Here is an 18,566-nt window from a genome sequence, read left to right as displayed (position 1 = left end):
AACGCAATGGCCCCCTCTCAGGCGAGGCCATTCCAGGTTGCGGACATTTCGTCCTGGCGCGGCGGGTCGGCTCCGGGGCGGGTGCAGGTCACCGCGGCACAGGCGACGGCGAAGGAGAGCGCCCGGCGCAGCTCGGCTGCGCTGAGCGCGGCCAGGTCGTCCCGCCTGATCCGGCCCAGCGCACGCAGCGCAAACAGCAGGCCGGCCTGGAAGCTGTCGCCGGCCCCGATCGTATCGACGACCTCGATCGCGGGTGCTGCGACCTCGACTGCGCCGGCGCTGCGGTGCCAGGCCAGCGCCCCCTTGGGGCCGCGGGTCACGACGAAAAGATGAGGGCACCCAGTCAGAAACGCCGCAGCGCGCGCGGCATAATCGTCCCCGCCATGGAGGTAGTCGAAGTCGACATCCGACATCTTGATCATGTCGGCACGGCCCGCGAACGCATCCATGCATGCTGCGTAGGCCGCCTTGTCCGTCACTAGGTTCGGCCGGCAGTTTGGATCGAAGGAGATCGTCGCGTGATGGCGGGCCGCCTCGATCAGCGCGGTCGTCTCGGCCGCGCCCTGATCGTGGACCAGAGTGGTCGAGCCGACATGGACGGCCTCGATCGTGTCGAACGGGATGCCGCCTTGCCGATAGCTCCATTTCCGCGCTGCCGTCTCGGCATCGTAGAACGCGTATTGCGCCTCGCCCGCAATATGCTGCACGAAGGCCAGCGTGGTCTGGTCCGCGCTCCGGATGGCGTAGCGCAGGTCGACGCCAGAGGCTTCCGCATGTTGCGCGATCATGCGGCCGAACAGGTCGGTCGAGATGCCGCCGATGAAGCCGGTCGGCACCTCCAGCCGCGCCAGGCCCACCGCGACGTTCAGGCAGGAGCCGCCGACCACCGGCCGCAACGCCGCGCGTCCATCGGCGGTTGTCGCCGGCACGAAGTCGATCAGCGCATCGCCGCAGCTTATGATCATGCCCGCCCCTCCGTCACAATGTCGCGCATCAGCGCGCGGCTGTCACGGTCGAGCCGGCGCAACAGCGCGTGGACCTCGCGTTTCCGGCGATGAAAAGCCGCAAGCGTCGGATCGGTCGGATCGCTCCGCCGCCCCAGCGCCGACATCGCCGCCATCGTCTCGCCGATCGAGCGGTAGGCACCGCTCGCCACTGCACCGAGCATGGCCGCACCCAGCAGCACCGGCTCCTGTGTCCGCGGCAGCGCTACCGCAAGCCCCGTGGTATCGGCCATGATCTGGCGCACCAGCGGACTGCGCGAGGCCCCGCCCGCCATCACCACGATGCGGCTCGTCACCTTGTTTGCCGCGAAGGCATCGATGACATCGGCGAGGCCATAAGCGAGGCCGCAGAGGCCGGCGACGAACAGCCGCTCCATCGCACCGATATCGGCATCGAGGTCGAGGCCGGCGATCACGGCGCGCGAATCCGGATCGGCATAGGGCGAGCGATTGCCGAGAAATTCGGGGAGAATATGAATGTCGCGCGCGAGAAACGCGGCCGCGCCAGCGCCATTCACCCGCGCCATGATCCGGCGTTCAAGATATTCGATGACGTCGACGCCCTGGCTGCGCGCAGCCGCGCTGGCCTCCCCGTAGGCGGGATGCGAGCGAAGCAGATGATCGATCGCCGCACCCGCCGCAGATTGACCGCCCTCGTTGAGCCAGAAGCCCGGCACCATGCCCTGATAATAAGGTCCCCAGACGCCAGGCACGAAGGACGGCTCGACCGTGGTCGCCATAATGCAGGCCGACGTTCCCATGATGTAGGCCAGCCGTTCGCAGACATTGACCTCCACGCCATCAGCATCGCGGCCGCCGATCGCGCCGACGCCACCGGCATGGGCATCGATCAAGGCCGCGCCAACCGGCGTCCCTGCAACGAGGCCGAGATCCTGCGCCGCGGCCTGCGACAAGCCCGAGCCCAATGGCGTGCCCGGCGCGACGATCTCGGTGCCGATGCGTGCGTAGTTCTCGGCAACGAACTCCTGCAGGCCGATGCGCTGGAAATAATCGGCGCTCCAGCGCCGCTCATGGGCGAGATAGTTCCACTTGCAGGTGACGGTGCACATCGAGCGCGCCAGCGAGCCGGTCGCCCGAAAGGTGAGGAAATCGGCGAGATCGAAGAAATGGCCGGCCGCATCGAAGCTCGCCCTGAGATGCCGCTTCAGCCACAGCAGCTTCGGCATCTCCATCTCCGGCGAGATCACCCCGCCGACATAGCGCAGCACCTCATGGCCTGCTGCGTTGATGGCGCGCGCCTCGGGGATGGCGCGGTGATCCATCCACACGATGACGTTGCGCCTGACATCGCCGGACGTGCTGACGGTGAGCGGTTGCCCGGCCCGGTCGAGGTTGACCAGCGAGCAGGTCGCATCAAAGCCGATGCCCTTGACCATGTCAGGCGCGATGGCGGCTTCCGCCATCGCCGCTCGTACTGCAGTGCAGCAGGCGTTCCAGATATCATCGGACGACTGCTCGACGATATCGCCCGCCTCGTACCAGGTCTGGATCGGGTGCCGTGCCGATGCGATCAGGTTGCCGGCTTCGTCGAAGATCCCCGCCCGCGTGCTCGACGTTCCGACATCGACGCCGATAAAGGCCTGCCGCATGTTTCACTCCCGTCAATGATTTGACGTGAGCTTACCAGCAAGTGTAGCCGCCATCGACCACCACGACGCTGCCGGTCATCAGGCTCGCCGCCTCCGAGGCGAGGAACAAGACAACCGACGCGATCTCGTCGACCCGCCCCATCCGCGCCATCGGCGTGCCGCCGATCCAGGCGTCATACATGCGCGGATTGGTCTTCACGAAGGCGTTCAGCGGCGTCTCGATATAGGTCGGCGCCACTGCGTTGACCCGCACGCCCCGCGCGCCCCATTCGGCCGCCAGCGACTTGGTCAGATGGTGCACCGCGGCCTTGGAGGCGTTGTAGAAGCATTGCTCCTGCGGCTTGTTGACGATAAAGCCGGACATCGAGCCGATATTGACGATGTTACCGGATTTCGCCGCCAGCATGTGCTTGCCGAAGGCGCGACAGCACCAGAACGTGCCGTTGAGGTTGACATCGATCACGTTGAGCCAGTGTTCGTCGGTGACGGTCTCGGCCGGCGTCTCGCTGCGGGCGATGCCGGCATTGTTGACGAGGATGTCGACCTTCCCGAACCGCCCCACCAGCTCGTCCGCGACCTCGGTGACGCGCGCGGAATCCGTCACGTCCATGATCACGGTCTCAGTGTCGAGGCCCTTGCCCTTCAGCTCGGCCTGCCCGGCGGCCGCAAGCTTCGGATCGCGGTCGGCGATGACGACCTCGGCGCCGGCTTCCGCCAAGGCCTCGACGCAGGCGAGCCCGATGCCCTGCCCGCCGCCCGTCACCAGCGCGATCTGTCCGTTGAGCTTGAATTTTTCCAGATACATGGTCGTCGTCCGTCTTTCTCACTGACGCCCGAAGGGGACGTCACCTCTCACGCAGCAATCGCATTGCCGCTGCCGTCGAACCGGTAGACCCGGTTGGGGTCGGGCTGCAGCGCGATCTGATCACCGGGCTTGACGCCCTTTTCGCCGGCGCAGCGCACAGTGAGAGTGCCGACCGCGCCCGTATCGACATAAAGGAAGGTGTCGCTGCCGAGATGCTCGGCCACCATGACCTTGCCGGGCCAGCCCTGCCCGTCTCCGACGATGTTGAGATGCTCCGGCCGCACGCCGATGGTCGCGGCGCCCCGCTGCGCAGCGTCTGGTCCGGTGATGAAATTCATCTTCGGCGAGCCGATGAAGCCCGCGACGAAGAGATTGGCCGGCTTCTGATAGAGCTCGATCGGCGAGCCATACTGCTCGATCTTGCCGCCGTTGAGCACCACGATCTTGTCCGCCATGGTCATGGCCTCGACCTGGTCGTGGGTGACATAGATCGCGGTGGTGCCGAGCTGCTTCTGCAGCCGCGTCACCTCGAGCCGCATCTGCACGCGCAACGCGGCATCGAGATTGGACAACGGCTCGTCGAACAGGAACGCCTTCGGCTCGCGCACGATGGCGCGGCCGATCGCCACGCGTTGGCGCTGGCCGCCCGAGAGCTCGCGCGGCTTGCGGTCGAGATAGGGCGTCAGGTTCAAGGTGGCCGCTGCCGCCTCGACCTTGCGGTTGATCTCGTCCTTCGGCAGCCCCGCCATCTTCAGGCCGAAGGCGATGTTGCCGCGCACGCTCATATGCGGATAGAGCGCGTAGGACTGAAACACCATGGACAGTCCACGTTTGGCCGGCGGCACGTTCACCACATTCTTGCCGTCGATCAGGATCTTGCCGTCCGAGACGTCTTCGAGGCCGGCGATCAGCCGCAGCAGCGTGGTCTTGCCGCAGCCGGACGGACCGACGAAGACGACGAACGAGCCGTCCGCGATGTCGAGATCCGCGCCCTTGATGATGTGGACCGGCCCGAACGATTTCTGCACCCCTTCCAACGTGATCCGTCCCATGATCCGGCCTTTCGTTATTTCACTGCGCCGAAGGTCAGCCCGCGCACGAGCTGTTTCTGGCTGAACCAGCCGATGATCATGATCGGCGCGATCGCAAGCGTGGAAGCCGCCGACAGCCGCGCCCAGAACAGGCCTTCCGGGCTCGAATAGGAGGCGATGAAGGTCGTCAGCGGCGCGGCGTCGAGCGTAGACAGGTTCAAGGTCCAGAATGCCTCGTTCCAGGCGAGAATCAGGTTGAGCAGCAAGGTCGAGGCGAGCCCCGGGATCGCCATCGGCGTCAACACATAGATCAGCTCGCGCCCGACTGTAGCGCCGTCCATGCGGGCTGCTTCCAGGATGTCCTTCGGGATTTCCTTGAAGTAGGTGAACAGCATCCAGATCACGATCGGCAGATTGCCGAGGCACAGAATGAAGATCAGCCCCGCGCGCGTGTCGAGCAGTCCGGCATTCTTGTAGATGAGATAGATCGGCACCAGCACGCCGACCGGCGGCATCATCTTGGTCGAGAGCATCCAGAGCAGGACGTCCTTGGTGCGCTTGGTCGGCGAGAACGCCATCGACCAGGCTGCGGGAACGGCGATCAGCAGCGCAATCAGCGTCGAGCCGCCGGCGATAATGACCGAATTGAGCGCGTGATGCAGATAGTCGCTGCGCTCCTGCACGGTCGCGTAGTTCTCGGTGGTCCAGTGGAAGAACAGGAACGACGGCGGCGTCGCAAACGCTTCCAGCTCGGTCTTGAAGCTCGCGAGCACCATCCACAGGATCGGGAAGAAGATCAGGAAGCCGACCAGCCAGGCGGCCAGGGTCGAGATCGCAACGTGACGTGCGGTGACTTTCCGTGCCATCTGCTCAGGCCTCCAGATTGCGGCCGACGATCCGCACCAGGAAGAAGGCGACGATGTTGGCGATGACGACCGCGACCAGGCCGCCTGCCGAGGCGCTGCCGACGTCGAACTGGATCAGCGCCTGCGAATAGACCAGGAAGGCGATGTTGGTGGTCTGCAAGCCGGGCCCGCCGCCGGTGGTGACGAAGATCTCGGCAAACACGGTGAGCAGGAAGATAGTCTCGATCAGGATGACGACCGTGATCGGTCGCGCCAGATGCGGCAGCGTCAGATAGATGAAGCGCGACGTCGCGCTGGCACCGTCCATCTCGGCCGCCTCCTTCTGCTCCTCGTCGAGCGATTGCAGCGCGGTCAACAGGATCAGGGTCGCGAACGGCAGCCACTGCCAGGCGACGATGAAGATGATGGCAAGCAGCGGCGCGTCGGTGAACCAGTCGATCGGCGTCAGCCCGAGCGAGGTCGCGATCCACGCGAACAGGCCGGAGACCGGATGCATCAGCAGGTTCTTCCAGACCAGCGCGCTGACGGTCGGCATCACGAAGAACGGCGCGATCACCATCAGCCGGACGAAGTTGCGCCCCACGACCGGCTGGTCGAGCAGGACCGCCAGGGGAATGCCGAGCCCGATCGTCAGCGCCAGCACCGAACCGACCAGCACCAGCGTGTTCTGCAACGAGGCGAGGAAAGCGGGGTCGGTGAGGAAATAGGTGTAGTTATCGAGCCCGACAAAGCTCTCCGACCCCGGATCGAGCAGGCTGTAATGCAGGGTCGAGAAGTAGATCGTGAGCGCAAGCGGCACGATCATCCAGATGAACAGGAGCAGCACCGCCGGCGACAACAGCGCGCGGGCCAAAAATTGCGTCTGTCTGGTGGCCATGCGTTGCTCCAGAACTCAATGTGGTGAAGTCGGTCTGCAGCTGCGATTTCAGCTTGTCGGGTGGGCAAAGGCGCAGAACGCCGTGCCCCTCACGCTTGATGAGCTCCGTGCAACGGTGGGCATGCTTCGCTTGCCCACCTGACGCATTCCTCTCGGAGGAGAGGGAGTGCACCGCATCCGCGATGACGAGATTGAAAGGGCGGCCATCCCAAGCTGTACAAGAGATGGCCGCCAGGTATCGGCTCGGGAGGAGATTTACTGAGCCGACGTCGTGGCGCGCATTACTTGATGTAGCCCGCGCGCTTCATCTCTCGTTCGGTCGAGGACTGTGCCGCCGCGAGCGCGGCATCCACCGAGGTCGAACCGGCGAGCGCCGCCGAGAACTGCTGACCGACGGCAGTCCCGATCCCCTGAAATTCAGGGATCGCGGCATATTGCACGCCGACATAAGGCACCGGCTTGACGGTCGGATGGTTCGGGTCCGCCGCATCGATCGAGGCCAGCGTCGGCTTGGCGAACGGAGCGACCTTCAGATAGTCCGGATTCTGGTACAGCGAGGTGCGGGTGCCCGGCGGCACATTGGCCCAGCCTTCCTTCGCGGCGACGAGCTTGGTGTAGTCCTTGCTGGTCGCCCAGGCGATGAACTTCTCGGCCGCATCGGCCTTCTTGGAGCCGGCGGGAATCGCCAGATTCCAGGCCCAGAGCCAGTTGGCGTTCTTGCCGAGGCCCGTATTCGGCGCCATGGCGAAGCCGACCTTGTCGGCGACCTTGGAGTCCTCGGTTGGTGACGAAGGACGCAGCCACCGTGGCGTCGATCCACATCGCGCATTTGCCGGCGTTGAACAGTGCGAGGTTCTCGTTGAAGCCGTTCGAGCTGGCGCCGGGAGGGCCGGCCTCCTTCATCAGGTCGACATAGGTCGACAGCGTCTTCTTCCATTCCGGCGTGTTGAACTGCGGCTCCCACTTCTCGTCGAACCAGCGCGCGCCGTAGGAATTGGACATCGCGGTCAGGAACGCCATGTTCTCGCCCCAGCCCGCCTTGCCGCGCAGGCAGATGCCGAACACGCCGGCCTGCTTGTCGGTCAGCTTCTTGGCGGCGTCGATCACGAAGTCCCAGGTCGGGTTCTCCGGCATCTTCAGCCCGGCCTTCTCGAACAGGTCGGTGCGATACATCACCATCGAGCTCTCGCCATAGAATGGCGCGGCGTAGAGCTTGCCGTCCACGGAGACCGCGTCCTTGATCTTCGGCAGCAGATCGCCGGTATCGTAATCGGCGGGAAGCTTGTCGAGCGGCACCAGCCAGTTCTTCTTGGCCCAGATCGGCACCTCATAGGTGCCGATGGTCAGAATATCGAACTGACCGCCCTTGGTGGCGATGTCGGTGGTGACGCGCTGGCGCAGCACGTTCTCTTCCAGCGTGACCCATTTGACCGAGATGTCGGGATTGGCCTTGGTGAATTCGCCCGTGAGCCCCTGCATCCGGATCATGTCGCCGTTGTTGACCGTGGCGATGGTCAGGGTGGTCTCGGCCTTGGCCGGCATTGCAACGAACAACGCCGCGGCGCCCAGCAGAGCGCCCAGAACTCGTGTCGCAGTGAAGCTGGTCTTCACGCTTTCCCTTACAGGAACGTCCCTCACAGCATCCTCCCTCTGCCCGCGTGTTTTGAACATATGCTCACGCGTTGAGCTGATGTTCACTACAGGGACAGGGCTTTGTCAAGCCGGCGGCCACGCCTTCGAGTTGTGCGGCGCGGCAGTGCTCACGCGCGAGAGAGACTTCGCAAGCGCGTTCAGAGCAGAATGAGCGAGGCTGTCAGGCCAGGATCGCGCGCCCGGTGGCTTCGTCGGTGATCAGGCCATTGATCAGGCGCCCGGCAAGCGCGGCGCGGATGGCGGGGAGCTTGGCCGGTCCGAGCGCGGCGGCAATTGTCATCGCTTTCGCCGGCACATCGGGCGGAATGCTGGTGAGCCTGCGGTTGGTGCCGCCCTTGATCAGCCGCCCCTTGGCATCATAGGCCCAGCCGGTGATCTCGCCGACCGCGCCCAGCCGCATCATCTCGTAGAGCTCCTCGCGGGTGACGAAGCCGTCGACATGCATCTGTGCCTTCTGATCCATCTGGCCGATGCCGATCAGCTTCAGGTCGGCCTTGTCGGCCACCGCCTTCACCTTCGTGATCGCATCGATCCGCACCATGCGGTCGCGCTCGTCCTGCGAGTCCATCAGAAACGGCAGCGGCATCGGATAATGCCGCGCGCCGGTGCGGTCGGCGAGACGACCGACCGTATCGAAGAAGCTTGCCGAGCCGTCGGCCAGGATGTTGCCGACCAGCGAGACGATCTGATGTTCAGGCCGATCGACCGGCGAGACCCGCTCGACGGCGGCGCGCACCGCGCGGCCGGTGCCGAGCGCGATGATCACAGGCGTCTCCGCCCGGAGCGTCAGTTCCAGCAGATTGGCGCAACGCTCGGCGATCCCCGCGGCGGATGACGGCGCCGCCGGATCGGTCGGCACCACCTCGCAATGCACGAGATCGAAGCGGCTCTTGAGCTGCGCGGACAGCTCCATACAAGAGGCGATCGGATGTTCGAGCCGGAAGGTGATGAGACGCTCGGCAAGACACAGCGAGACCAGCCGCTGCGCCGAGGCACGCGACACCTGCAGCATCCTGGCGATCTCATCCTGGGTGTGACCGGCGATGAAATAGAGCCAGCCGGCGCGCGCGGCGTCGTCGAGACGGGACTTGTCGCTGTCGTTGGCCGCCATGGCGCCGCTCAAAGATTCCCTGAAAAATCCCGCATGCAGTCGAACACACGATCCGCGCCTGCAGCCTCCAATATGCCATGGCCGTCGCGGCCGTGATAATGGCTGCCGCCGGTAAATCCCCAGGCAGTCATGCCGGCAGCCTTGGCGGCCATCACGCCGCTGACGCTGTCTTCGACGACGAGCGTACGCGCGGGCGGTATGCCCATCCGGTCCGCGGCATAGAGAAACAGATCCGGTGCCGGCTTGCCGCGCGCGACCATCTCGGCGCTGTAGAGGCGATCGCCGAAATGATCAATCAGCCCAGTGAACTGCAGCGAAAATTTGATGCGATCCAGATCGCTGGAAGAGGCGACGCAGCACGGCACCGCGAGCGTGGACAACAGCGCGGCGATGCCGGGGATGGGCTGAAGTGAGGCGCTGAAGCTGTCACGCACCCGCTGCTTCAAATCGGCGAGGAAGCTTTCGGGCAATTCGCGACCGAGGCTGCGATAGTGTTCGAGCACCGCCTTGGTGCTGCGCCCCAGAAACAGCTTGAGCGCCTCGTCCAGGCTGAGAGCAACGCCGGCCACAGCAAGTCCATCGGCAAGCGACTGACAGCTCAACAGCTCGCTGTCGACGAGCACGCCGTCGCAGTCGAAGATGATCAGCTCTGGTTCGAAAGTCCGCATCCGGACATGAGAACATATGCTCAACGCCTGGGCAATAGCCCGGTCATTGGGCGGAGACCGGCAAACGCCTGCTACCCCCTGCGGACGGAGCCCCGTCCGTCATCTTGATCGCGGTGGCGCCGAACTGCGGGCGCTGCGGTCCGGGCCTGCGATCCCGCCCAGCCGCTCCAGATCGCGCCAGAGCCGGGAGGCGCGCTCCTTGCCCAACATGGCCACGATTTGCTTGTTGACCCGGTCCATCGCGGCGTCACAAGGCGCCTCGAGCTGCGCGCCCTTCTTGCTCAGATACACCCGGCTCATCCGCCGGTCGCCGCCGGGATCGGCGCGACGCTCCAAGAGGCCTGCGGCCTCCATCCGGTCGATGAGCCCGGTCATGGTGGCGCTGTCGAGCACGATCCGCGCGCCGAGCTCGGCGCCGTTCAGTCCATCCTGCTCCCAGAGCACCTTCAGGATCGCAAACTGGACCGGTGTGACGCCAAACGGCGCCAGCGCGTCGCGCGAGGCCTTGGTTACCTGCTGCTGCGCCTTGCCGATCAGGAAGCTGATGCAGTCCTCAAGTCGTTCCACGCATCCCCCTTGCCGCATTCGCGGGTCGGCCGCCTCATTGCTTGTATGCAAGCTATCTATCTTGCATGCGAGCAAATTACCTCGTATACGAGCAACTCGTATATCAGCAACTCTGCCACGGGGACCTGCGCATGACAACCGAGCCGGACGAGCCGATGCGCTGCGTGGCCGTGATCGACCAGGCGCTGCCGATCGGGCACGCGGCCAATGCCGCCGCCGTCCTGGCGCTGACCATGGGAAAGCGCCAGCCGCATCTCGCGGGCGAGGCGCTGGTGGACGCCTTGGGCGGCGAACATCCCGGGCTGATTCCGATCGGCATTCCCGTGCTCGGCGCGCCCGCCGACGAGCTTCCCGCGCTGCGCGGCAAGGCCGTCGCCGCTGGCCTCGATGTGGTGGATTTTCCCGTCCAGGGTCAACAGACCACGGACTACACCGAATTCCAGCGCCTGGTGCGCGCGACCGATCCCGACGCGCTGCGCTATCTCGGGCTGATGATCTACGGGACCAAGAAGAAGGTCGCGCGCGTGGTCGGGCGCTATAGCCTGTTGAAGCCACCATCGGGCGGCCCCTCGGAGCTGAGCTGAATTAGGCTGCCGGCTTCACTGCCTGACGACGCAACGCGGTCAGGCGCGACCGCGTCACTGCGTTTGCGGTCAGCATACGTCGTCGCGCCATGACATCCCCTATTACCTTCGCGCCTCTTCAGATTGCGACTGCGTCGCAACAGCGCTCATGAGACACGCCGTGTCGCATGGGCTTCATCAAACCGACGCACGACTGACAACGCACGGAAATGTGCGGACACGATAAGGGCGGCGAGGATTCTTCCTCACGACATTCGTCACGCTTCAGCTTTTGCCTTTCGGAGACACTCATGAACATGTCCACAGGGCGGTTCAAGGCGCTTTGCCTTGCCACGTCCGTGCTCTTCACTGCGACGAGCATCATGCCGGCCTTCGCCGGCGCGGCGACCGCGACGCCGATCGAGCACGTCATCATTATCGTCGGCGAGAATCACACCTTCGACAATCTGTTCGGCACCTACAAGCCGAAGGCCGGCCAGAGCATCGACAACCTCCTGAGCAAGGGCATCGTCAACGAGGACGGCACGCCGGGTCCGCAGTTCAAGAAGGCCGAGCAGCGCATCGGCCGCGACGAGGTGCGCTACAACGCCGAGACCGCCTCGACCGGCGCCTACGCCACGCTGCCGCAACCCTATACCACCTACGGCATCGGCCTGCCGCAGAACGTGCTCGACACCCGCTTCCCCAGCAATCTGCCCAACGGCCCCTATCAGATCTCGAAATACGTGCCCTACGCCGCCTACACCGGCGATCCCGTGCACCGCTTCTTCCAGATGTGGCAGGACATCGACGGCGGCAAGCACGACAAGTTCGTCTGGGTCGAGCAGACCATCGGCACCGGCTCCAACGGCGCGCCCGTTCCGGCCGGCGGCTTCAATCCGATGGAGGGCGCGATCTCGATGGGCTTCTACAACATGAATCCCTTCACCGACGCGTCCGGCAAGGCGCAGAGCGGCGACGCGCCGTTCTTCAAGCAGCTCGCCGACACCTATGCGATCAGCGACAATTATCACCAGGCGATCATGGGCGGCACGGGCGCCAACTTCCAGGCGCTGGTGAACGGCCACGCCGCCTTCTTCACCAATCCGGACAAGCTCGACGGCTCGGCCGCGATGCCCTACGCCAACCAGATCGAGAATCCGGACCCGGTTTCCGGCACCAACAACTACTACACGCAGGACGGCTATAGCGGCGGCTCCTACGTCAACTGCTCGGATCCGAGCGCGCCGGGCGTGTCGTCCGTCAACGAGCAGCTCTACAAACATGGCGTCGCGAACAGCAAATGCGCGCCGAACACCTATTACCTCGTCAACAACTATAACATGTATTGGAACCAGACCTCGAGCGTGACCCGCGCGTTGGGCTCGAACCAGTTCACGCTGCCGCCGCAGTCCGCGCCGACCATCGCCGACGTGATGACCAAGCACGGCATCTCCTGGAAGTACTACAGCGCGGACCGCGGCACCGATCCGACCACCTTCGCCAGCGCGGTGGACGGCGTGCAGCTGCTGTTCCACTCCTATTGCGGCATCTGCGATCCGCTGTCGGGCTATCTCAGCATCATGAAGAACCCGACCGAGGAGGCGAAGCTGCAGAACTACGGCGCCTTCATCAACGACGTCCAGAACAACACGCTGCCGGCGGTGTCGTTCGTGCGTCCGTTCGAGGCGCTGGCCGGTCACCCCGCCGACTCCACCACCGACCTCTACGAGAAGTTCCTGGAAGCGCTGATCAACCGCGTCAAGGCCAACCCGCAACTGTGGGCCAAGACCGCGATCTTCATCACCACCGACGAAGGCGGCGGCTATTACGACTCAGGCTATGTGCAGCCGGTCGACTTCTTCGGCGACGGCACCCGGATCCCGTTCATCGTGGTGTCGCCCTACGCCAAGCAGGGCCACGTCGATCATACCTATTATGATCACGTCTCGCTGCTGAAGTTCATCGAGCGCAACTGGCACCTGCCGACCATCTCCTCGCTCAGCCGCGACCACTTGCCCAACCCGGTCCATGATCGGTTCGAGCACCGCTACAAGCCGCTCAACCGTCCGGCGATCGGCGACCTGATGAACCTCTTCACCTTCGGTGATCGCGACGGCGACCATGATGGCGACGATCATCACGGCTGGAACGAGCACGGCGGCTTTGGCGGCCATCAGGCCTGGAACTGGGGCTGGCGCGACTGAACACAGGATCAGCCGATCACTAACCGTGTACAGCAACAAACAACAGCCCGCAGCGGTCTCCGCTGCGGGCTTTGTCATTGACGCGAAACAACGTCGCGCCGGCGCTTAGCGCTCCAACCCGGCGTCGCGGTGGTCGCCGGCGCCATTCATGTCGAAGGCGAAGCCGCCGCCCGCGGCGACCCTGGCTGCCCGCATCCATCGTGCGCTCGTTTGATTGCGCGATTCGTGAACGCGCCAACCCGGCAGCCGCTGGCAGCCATGGTAAACGCCGCATGATGCGCTTCGATCGAATTCGACTTGGCAGCTTAAGCGTTGCTTGCTGAGATAGCCCTTATGTAGCGCGCTGATGATCTGTCCCGCGGGCCTTCGATGAGCAGCATATCAACGATCGCGTTATCAGGCATGAACGCGGCGGTTCGCCGCCTCGAGGTCTCCGCGAGCAATGTCGCCAATGTGATGAGCACGGGCGCGCTGCCGGGCGCCGACGGCACGGTGGCCGCGGGCTCGCCGCAGGCCTATGCGCCGCTCGACGTCGTTCAGACCGCAACCGCAGGCGGCGGCACGCAGACCAGCGTGAGGACGAGCAATCCGTCCACCGTCGCGACCTCCGACCCGCAGGCGCCGTTTGCCAATCAGGACGGCCAGGTCGCCGCACCCAGTATCGATCTCGCGCAGGAGATGATCAGCCAGATGGTCGCCAAATATAGTTATGCGGCCAATCTGAAGGTGATGAAGGCGGACGACCAGATGGCCAAGACGCTGCTCGACGTGAGGGCGTGAGGCGAAAGCAGCGCGCCCTCATTCTGCGGCGCGCGCGGCTGCGAGTCGTCTCAAAGCAGCGCTGCCGTCCCCACCGCGCTGAACCTTCGCCCTCACTGGAACAACCACGCAGCGCCGGCGCGGCCGGCAGATCGTGACGTCGACCGCGGTTTCGCAGCGAGAGAAGATCCTCAGGCGGCCTTCTGGATCATGCTCTCTCCCGTCACAGCGCCGGTCGGCTCGGGGCTCAGCCAGCGATAGATGAAGCCGCCGGCCGCGCCCCCGATCAGCGGCGCCACCCAGAACAGCCAGAGTTGCGCCAGCGCCCAGCCGCCGACGAACAGCGCGGGTCCCGTGCTGCGCGCCGGATTCACCGAGGTGTTGGTGACGTGGATGCTGATCAGGTGAATCAGGGTGAGCGCAAGGCCGATGGCGATCGGCGCGAATCCGGCCGGCGCCTTGCCATGGGTCGCACCCATGATGACGAACAGGAACATCATCGTCAGCACGATCTCGCTGAGCAGGCAGGCGCCGAGCCCGTATTTGCCAGGCGAATGATCGGCATAGCCGTTGGCAGCAAAGCCGCCGGCGGTGCTGAAGTCAGGCGCGCCGCTGGCAATCGCGTAGAGCACGGCGGCACCGACAATGGCCCCGACCACCTGCGCGATGATGTAGGGCAGTATCAGATTGGTCGGGAACCGCCCGCCGCAAGCCAGCCCCACCGTCACGGCCGGATTGAGATGACAGCCGGAGATGTGTCCGATGGCGTAGGCCATGGTCAGCACCGTCAGCCCGAACGCCAGGGCCACGCCGAGCATCCCGATCCCCACCTGGGGCACGCCCGCCGCGATCACCGCACTGCCGCAACCGCCGAATGTCAGCCAGAAGGTGCCGATCGCCTCCGCCGCAAGCTTCTTGCTATTGCCGTTCATCATCGCCTCCCTAGGTTCCGCGTTGACTGCTTGGATGCCGGTGTTCCCGTGTGGGGAGATGATGACCACTCCAGCAACCTGGAGTCAAAGGCGCAGTGAGCTCGGATGACTTGGGAGAGAGTTCAGAGCAGCCGACAGATGCGGGGCGATCCTGATTTCCTCTGAGGCTTCGATAGACTTGCCGCGGAACATGGTCTGCGCCGCTTCTGACGTCCCGCGACTGGCTCGATCACGTCCTCGGTGCGGGCGACTCCGACAGCAGGCCTGCCTTGAAGATCGAAGGCAACCGCTCGATCAGCCGGCGCATCGCGATATCAGCAGGACGCTCGGCCATCAGTTTTTGAAGTAGCGGGGCGGCCTGAGCAGCATCACGATCAAGCATGGCGTAGGCCTTCAGATAGGCTTCCCGCCAGGACGGCGGCACGTCGTCAGGCCACGGTTCAAACAGCGTGATCGGCTCCTCGCGTCCACGGACCGTCAGCTGCCCAAGCGGGCGCAGCAACGACGCCTCACATCGCGCAGCCGCAACCGGCCCGACACAGATCGTCGAACCGAGCTCCTTGTTGCTGGCTTCGAGCCGCGCCGCCATGTTCACGGCGTCGCCGTGAGCCGTGTAGTCGAGCTTGGATTGAGCGCCCACGTCACCGACGACAGCGGGGCCGGTCTCGATCCCTATCCGGGTGCGGCCGAGTTGGATTGCCACCGCAGGCGCGCGGCGGCGAAAGTCTTCGCTCCACGCCCGAATGGCGATCGCACATTCGACGGCGCGTTGCGGGTGATTGTCGAGGTCGAGCGGTGCATTGAACAGCGCATGCAGGCCGTCGCCGACGATCTTGTCGACCATGCCGCCGTGACTGATCACGATGCCGGCAACGCCCTCAAAGTACTGGTCGAGCGTCGCGACCAGTTCCTCAGGGCCGGCGCGATGCATCGTCGCGGTGAAGCCCTCGATATCAGTGAACATCGAGGTGACCTCGCGCCGTTCGCCCGTGAGCTTGACCAGGTCAGGATGTTCGACGATGCGACGGACCACGGCCGGCGCGAGGCGCTGTTCGAGCCGATGGCGCACGAATGCTTCCCGCCTGCGGGTCAACGAATAGGCGCTGCCCGCCGTCACGGTGAAAACCAGCAGGGCCGCAATCGACGGCGTGAGCGGATCGACGAGGCGATCGGCGAGCCCGGCCGCGGCGATTGCAGCCATCCAAAGAAGCGCGATAGCGGCTGTCAGAATTGCGCTGCCGGCGGCTGGCGACAAGGCGGCCCCAAGCACGACAGCGAGCATCCCGACCATCAAGACCGCGAGCGGCTGCACCACGGGCTCGATCGCCAGCGTGCGGGGCACGCGGCCGGAAATCATCTGCTCGACCGCGTCCGCCTGGATCTGGACCGACGGCGTCAGCGGGTCCGCCGATGTCTTGCGAAGCCCGCCAAGCTGCGGCGCTGAACCGCCGAGCAACACGATTGCGCCCGCCAGCCGGCCATCGCCTGCCTGTCCCTGAAAAACGTCGACCGCAGAGAGCGTGCGGGCGGCGCGACGCGATGGCGTCGCGGGCACGAGCCGCAGCAGCGCGTCGTGCGGCAGCGCAAGCTGCCGGTTGCCGACCACCAGTCTGGGCGGATCGGCTTCAATGCGATAGCTCGAGGCGCCTTCTGCGAGGCGCAGCGCCTCGGCTGCCAGACCAGGCATCAAGACACCACCGGCAGCCACGAAGATCGGAACCTGACGGATGGCACCATCGGCGCTACCCGGCAAGGAGAGCGCGCCTTGTCCGCTCGCAGCAGCCGCGAGTGAGTCCGTCGGACCGATCGCGCCCATGGCCTGCCACAGATCATCGAACGGCAGGGGCCCACGGCTCACGACCGCGGCGCCGGGCAATGTGCCATTGCGGTCAGGATCGAGCACCAGGCCAAGCGCGACAGGTACGGTACTGATGGCTCGTGCCAGCCGCTGATCACCGTCTGGCAGGCCTTCTGCAAGCGCGCTGATCTCGGCACGACCGGTCACCGACCCAAGCCGCCGCGCAAGCGCCGCTGGCGAACGGTCGTCGGGCTCCGCGAGCAGAATGTCGATCGCGATCGCGACAGGCCGTCCTGCTGCAATCGCCTCCACGAGCTGCGCCATCGTGTCCCGCGGCCATGGCCAGTCGCCCAATGTATCGATGGAGCGGCGATCGATGTCGACGACGACAACCTTCTGGTCGGACGATGCGGGCTTGCGCAGCCATTGATCGCCGGCGAGTTCGATATCGAAGGCGCGGTCGCGCAAGACGTCGTTGCTGGGAAACAGCAGGGCCGCCGCAAGGAAAGCGGTCAGCGCCGCCAGGCCCGCCACGACCGGCAGACGCTGCTGCAATGCTCCCCGGATCCTACCCATCGAAAAGCTGCCGCGCGATCACGCCGAACAGACTTGTTTGGGACAATACATGGAAACCAGTGACCTCAAGATATTCAACTCACGCTCGCAAGCGCGGCGCGGATGCGTTCGGCCCCCCAACGTTTCACCGGGGTCGGCGGCGCGCCCGGCGAGGCGATATCCGTCCCCTCGCCTTCGCGCACGATCACCTGCTGACCCGCCGAGCTCACCGCGACCGAGCCGCGCGCCACGAACACGCCAAAACGGTCGTTGCTCGGCCCCGCGAAGAACCGCGTGCCGCGGACGGCTATCAGTGCGAAGGGGCTGCGAATTTGCACGCCCGCGCGATGCGGCCGGCCGTCGAATAGCATTGGCCCCGAGCGCAGCGTCATCTCCCCGCCGGCATTGACCAGAAACCGGTCGATCTTCAACCGCGCCTGCTCGCCAAGCTTCACCGTCGTATCGCGGCCAAGCCGCATGGCCAGACGGGATGCAAGTCCGGTCACGACTTCCTCGCTCAGAAAGACCGGCGCAGCCCGGTCGAGCGCGCGACGGGCAGATTCAAGCTCGCCGAAGGCCTCGCCCGTGACCTCTTCGACTGAGCCGACCGGCTCGACTGCGCGCACCGGTCTGAGGGCAAGAACAAGCGGAAGCGCCAGCGCTCCGTGGCGGAGAAGCCAGCGTCGATTGCGGGAATCGTCGCGCTTGATCTCGCCGAATGTGGTCATTGTCGATCCCGCTGATGTTGGTGTTGTGGAGCAATCATTCGTCGCGGATGTTCAGCAACGCGTTCTATCGCCTGGTTCGCTGATCCGGATGCTCAATGAGCCCGCAGCGCTGCTTCGGCACCGTCGATAGGTTCAATGAACACCCGGCGCTTCGGCCTGTCGGCGCGCTGGCAGTCCGGCGTCGATAATTACATCCGACCGGAAAATAGATTTGCAAATGTTCGTCAACGGACCGCTGTCCAGGTAACGAATTGACGCGATAGGAGCTTTGCGCCTAGCGTCGCATCCAGATATTGCGGCAAACGGGTTGCGAATGTCAAATCCGCCCCATGGCATCGTCACCGATGCGACTTAAACCTGTGACCTCGAGATCGCCAGCCTGACTGAGAACCCAGTACGGAGCTGAATGCGTTGCGATACATGACATGCCAGCCATCCGCAAATTGCCCGTCGTGCCAGTCTGTCGCAGCCTGTGCGCCTTGCCGTGTCGGGCAAATCACCTGCATTGTCTCGCGCATCCCGCCTCGATGAGAGGGACGTATCGCGATCGTCACGAACGTGGAGCGCGGGGAGCGGTGGCCGCGACGGTGTTGCCCGACGAGCAGCATCGATCGGCTTTGCGTAGGACTTCGGTGGGACAGGTACCAAGCCCATCGGTTCGGTCTTGCGCGAAGGTTCTCGCGGACGGTCAAGCCGTGTGGTCCTGGCGCCTCGGTGCTGGCGCCAAGCTTGCGACGATTTGCAGGCGACGGGGGCAAGAACGCCGATCCCCGGGGAGAGCGCGGAGTAAGCCGTAACCCATCGCGCAGCGAAGGCCGGGATGTCTTGGCCG

General features: G+C 64.9%; 15 protein-coding genes and 1 pseudogene. 3 read left to right on the top strand and 13 right to left on the bottom strand.

All coding sequences use genetic code 11. The features are described from left to right. Positions 1-17: 17 nt before the first annotated feature. The 10 genes and pseudogenes from BRAS3843_RS22755 to BRAS3843_RS22710 all read right to left on the bottom strand — a co-directional run bounded on the left by BRAS3843_RS22755 (position 18) and on the right by BRAS3843_RS22710 (position 10,192). The gene (locus tag BRAS3843_RS22755) at positions 18-965 is read right to left on the bottom strand and encodes a carbohydrate kinase (RefSeq protein ID WP_008971414.1); all 948 of its coding nucleotides are present in this window, start codon (positions 963-965) and stop codon (positions 18-20) included. Continuing rightward, complete coding sequence (locus tag BRAS3843_RS22750) at positions 962-2,614, bottom strand: FGGY-family carbohydrate kinase (RefSeq protein WP_008971413.1); 1,653 nt, start codon at positions 2,612-2,614, stop codon at positions 962-964. The genes BRAS3843_RS22755 and BRAS3843_RS22750 overlap by 4 nt, the downstream gene beginning before the upstream one ends. A gap of 31 nt (positions 2,615-2,645) precedes the next feature. Continuing rightward, positions 2,646-3,419 carry an SDR family oxidoreductase gene (locus tag BRAS3843_RS22745; protein ID WP_008971412.1) on the bottom strand — a complete coding sequence of 258 codons (774 nt, stop codon included), beginning with the start codon at positions 3,417-3,419 and terminating at the stop codon, positions 2,646-2,648. A gap of 47 nt (positions 3,420-3,466) precedes the next feature. Next, the gene (locus tag BRAS3843_RS22740) at positions 3,467-4,471 is read right to left on the bottom strand and encodes an ABC transporter ATP-binding protein (protein WP_008971411.1); all 1,005 of its coding nucleotides are present in this window, start codon (positions 4,469-4,471) and stop codon (positions 3,467-3,469) included. 14 nt (positions 4,472-4,485) lie between these two features. After that, entirely contained in the window at positions 4,486-5,316 is an 831-nt protein-coding gene (locus BRAS3843_RS22735; RefSeq protein WP_008971410.1) for a carbohydrate ABC transporter permease, read from the bottom strand. A 4-nt stretch (positions 5,317-5,320) separates the two neighbouring features. Then, complete coding sequence (locus tag BRAS3843_RS22730) at positions 5,321-6,193, bottom strand: sugar ABC transporter permease (protein ID WP_008971409.1); 873 nt, start codon at positions 6,191-6,193, stop codon at positions 5,321-5,323. A gap of 281 nt (positions 6,194-6,474) precedes the next feature. Next, positions 6,475-7,735 (bottom strand): annotated as a pseudogene (locus tag BRAS3843_RS22725) (sugar ABC transporter substrate-binding protein). A gap of 271 nt (positions 7,736-8,006) precedes the next feature. Continuing rightward, positions 8,007-8,957: a sugar-binding transcriptional regulator gene (locus tag BRAS3843_RS22720; protein ID WP_008971405.1), complete on the bottom strand. Its 951-nt coding sequence runs from the start codon at positions 8,955-8,957 to the stop codon at positions 8,007-8,009. An 8-nt stretch (positions 8,958-8,965) separates the two neighbouring features. Continuing rightward, a complete protein-coding gene (locus BRAS3843_RS22715; protein WP_008971404.1) occupies positions 8,966-9,625 on the bottom strand; it encodes an HAD family hydrolase in 660 nt (219 codons plus the stop codon). A gap of 99 nt (positions 9,626-9,724) precedes the next feature. Continuing rightward, on the bottom strand, positions 9,725-10,192 hold the full coding sequence (locus BRAS3843_RS22710; RefSeq protein ID WP_008971403.1) for a MarR family transcriptional regulator: 468 nt from the start codon (positions 10,190-10,192) through the stop codon (positions 9,725-9,727). Between the two features lie 131 nt (positions 10,193-10,323). On the opposite strand from BRAS3843_RS22710, the gene BRAS3843_RS22705 reads away from it, so the two are divergent. From BRAS3843_RS22705 to BRAS3843_RS22695, 3 genes are all read left to right on the top strand, one after another. Beyond that, on the top strand, positions 10,324-10,776 hold the full coding sequence (locus BRAS3843_RS22705; RefSeq protein ID WP_008971402.1) for a DUF2000 domain-containing protein: 453 nt from the start codon (positions 10,324-10,326) through the stop codon (positions 10,774-10,776). Between the two features lie 290 nt (positions 10,777-11,066). Further along, positions 11,067-12,962, top strand: a complete 1,896-nt coding sequence (locus BRAS3843_RS22700; RefSeq protein ID WP_008971401.1) for an alkaline phosphatase family protein — start codon at positions 11,067-11,069, stop codon at positions 12,960-12,962. A 369-nt stretch (positions 12,963-13,331) separates the two neighbouring features. Further along, the gene (locus BRAS3843_RS22695; protein ID WP_035982495.1) at positions 13,332-13,742 is read left to right on the top strand and encodes a flagellar basal body rod C-terminal domain-containing protein; all 411 of its coding nucleotides are present in this window, start codon (positions 13,332-13,334) and stop codon (positions 13,740-13,742) included. A gap of 170 nt (positions 13,743-13,912) precedes the next feature. Here BRAS3843_RS22695 and aqpZ read toward each other — a convergent pair whose 3' ends face one another. The 3 genes from aqpZ to BRAS3843_RS22680 form a co-directional block, all read right to left on the bottom strand. After that, the gene (aqpZ, locus tag BRAS3843_RS22690) at positions 13,913-14,653 is read right to left on the bottom strand and encodes an aquaporin Z (protein WP_008971399.1); all 741 of its coding nucleotides are present in this window, start codon (positions 14,651-14,653) and stop codon (positions 13,913-13,915) included. A gap of 229 nt (positions 14,654-14,882) precedes the next feature. Continuing rightward, positions 14,883-17,027: an adenylate/guanylate cyclase domain-containing protein gene (locus tag BRAS3843_RS22685; RefSeq protein ID WP_083841417.1), complete on the bottom strand. Its 2,145-nt coding sequence runs from the start codon at positions 17,025-17,027 to the stop codon at positions 14,883-14,885. Positions 17,028-17,101: 74 nt separating this feature from the next. Beyond that, positions 17,102-17,734 (bottom strand): FecR family protein, encoded by a 633-nt coding sequence (locus tag BRAS3843_RS22680; RefSeq protein ID WP_008971397.1) that lies wholly within the window; start codon positions 17,732-17,734, stop codon positions 17,102-17,104. Positions 17,735-18,566: the final 832 nt, after the last annotated feature.

Source organism: Bradyrhizobium sp. STM 3843 (genome assembly GCF_000239815.1).
Classification (GTDB): domain Bacteria; phylum Pseudomonadota; class Alphaproteobacteria; order Rhizobiales; family Xanthobacteraceae; genus Bradyrhizobium.
The sequence above is the reverse complement of the archived record's forward strand: the minus strand, read 5'-3'. Positions and strand labels throughout refer to the sequence as shown.

Bases quoted from the DNA above. Each gene is read 5' to 3' on its own strand.
- BRAS3843_RS22755 (WP_008971414.1), bottom strand. From the start codon at position 965: ATGATCATAAGCTGCGGCGATGCGCTGATCGACTTCGTGCCGGCGACA.
- BRAS3843_RS22750 (WP_008971413.1), bottom strand. From the start codon at position 2,614: ATGCGGCAGGCCTTTATCGGCGTCGATGTCGGAACGTCGAGCACGCGG.
- BRAS3843_RS22745 (WP_008971412.1), bottom strand. From the start codon at position 3,419: ATGTATCTGGAAAAATTCAAGCTCAACGGACAGATCGCGCTGGTGACG.
- BRAS3843_RS22740 (WP_008971411.1), bottom strand. From the start codon at position 4,471: ATGGGACGGATCACGTTGGAAGGGGTGCAGAAATCGTTCGGGCCGGTC.
- BRAS3843_RS22735 (WP_008971410.1), bottom strand. From the start codon at position 5,316: ATGGCACGGAAAGTCACCGCACGTCACGTTGCGATCTCGACCCTGGCC.
- BRAS3843_RS22730 (WP_008971409.1), bottom strand. From the start codon at position 6,193: ATGGCCACCAGACAGACGCAATTTTTGGCCCGCGCGCTGTTGTCGCCG.
- BRAS3843_RS22720 (WP_008971405.1), bottom strand. From the start codon at position 8,957: ATGGCGGCCAACGACAGCGACAAGTCCCGTCTCGACGACGCCGCGCGC.
- BRAS3843_RS22715 (WP_008971404.1), bottom strand. From the start codon at position 9,625: ATGCGGACTTTCGAACCAGAGCTGATCATCTTCGACTGCGACGGCGTG.
- BRAS3843_RS22705 (WP_008971402.1), top strand. From the start codon at position 10,324: ATGACAACCGAGCCGGACGAGCCGATGCGCTGCGTGGCCGTGATCGAC.
- BRAS3843_RS22700 (WP_008971401.1), top strand. From the start codon at position 11,067: ATGAACATGTCCACAGGGCGGTTCAAGGCGCTTTGCCTTGCCACGTCC.
- BRAS3843_RS22695 (WP_035982495.1), top strand. From the start codon at position 13,332: ATGAGCAGCATATCAACGATCGCGTTATCAGGCATGAACGCGGCGGTT.
- aqpZ (WP_008971399.1), bottom strand. From the start codon at position 14,653: ATGAACGGCAATAGCAAGAAGCTTGCGGCGGAGGCGATCGGCACCTTC.
- BRAS3843_RS22685 (WP_083841417.1), bottom strand. From the start codon at position 17,027: ATGGGTAGGATCCGGGGAGCATTGCAGCAGCGTCTGCCGGTCGTGGCG.
- BRAS3843_RS22680 (WP_008971397.1), bottom strand. From the start codon at position 17,734: ATGACCACATTCGGCGAGATCAAGCGCGACGATTCCCGCAATCGACGC.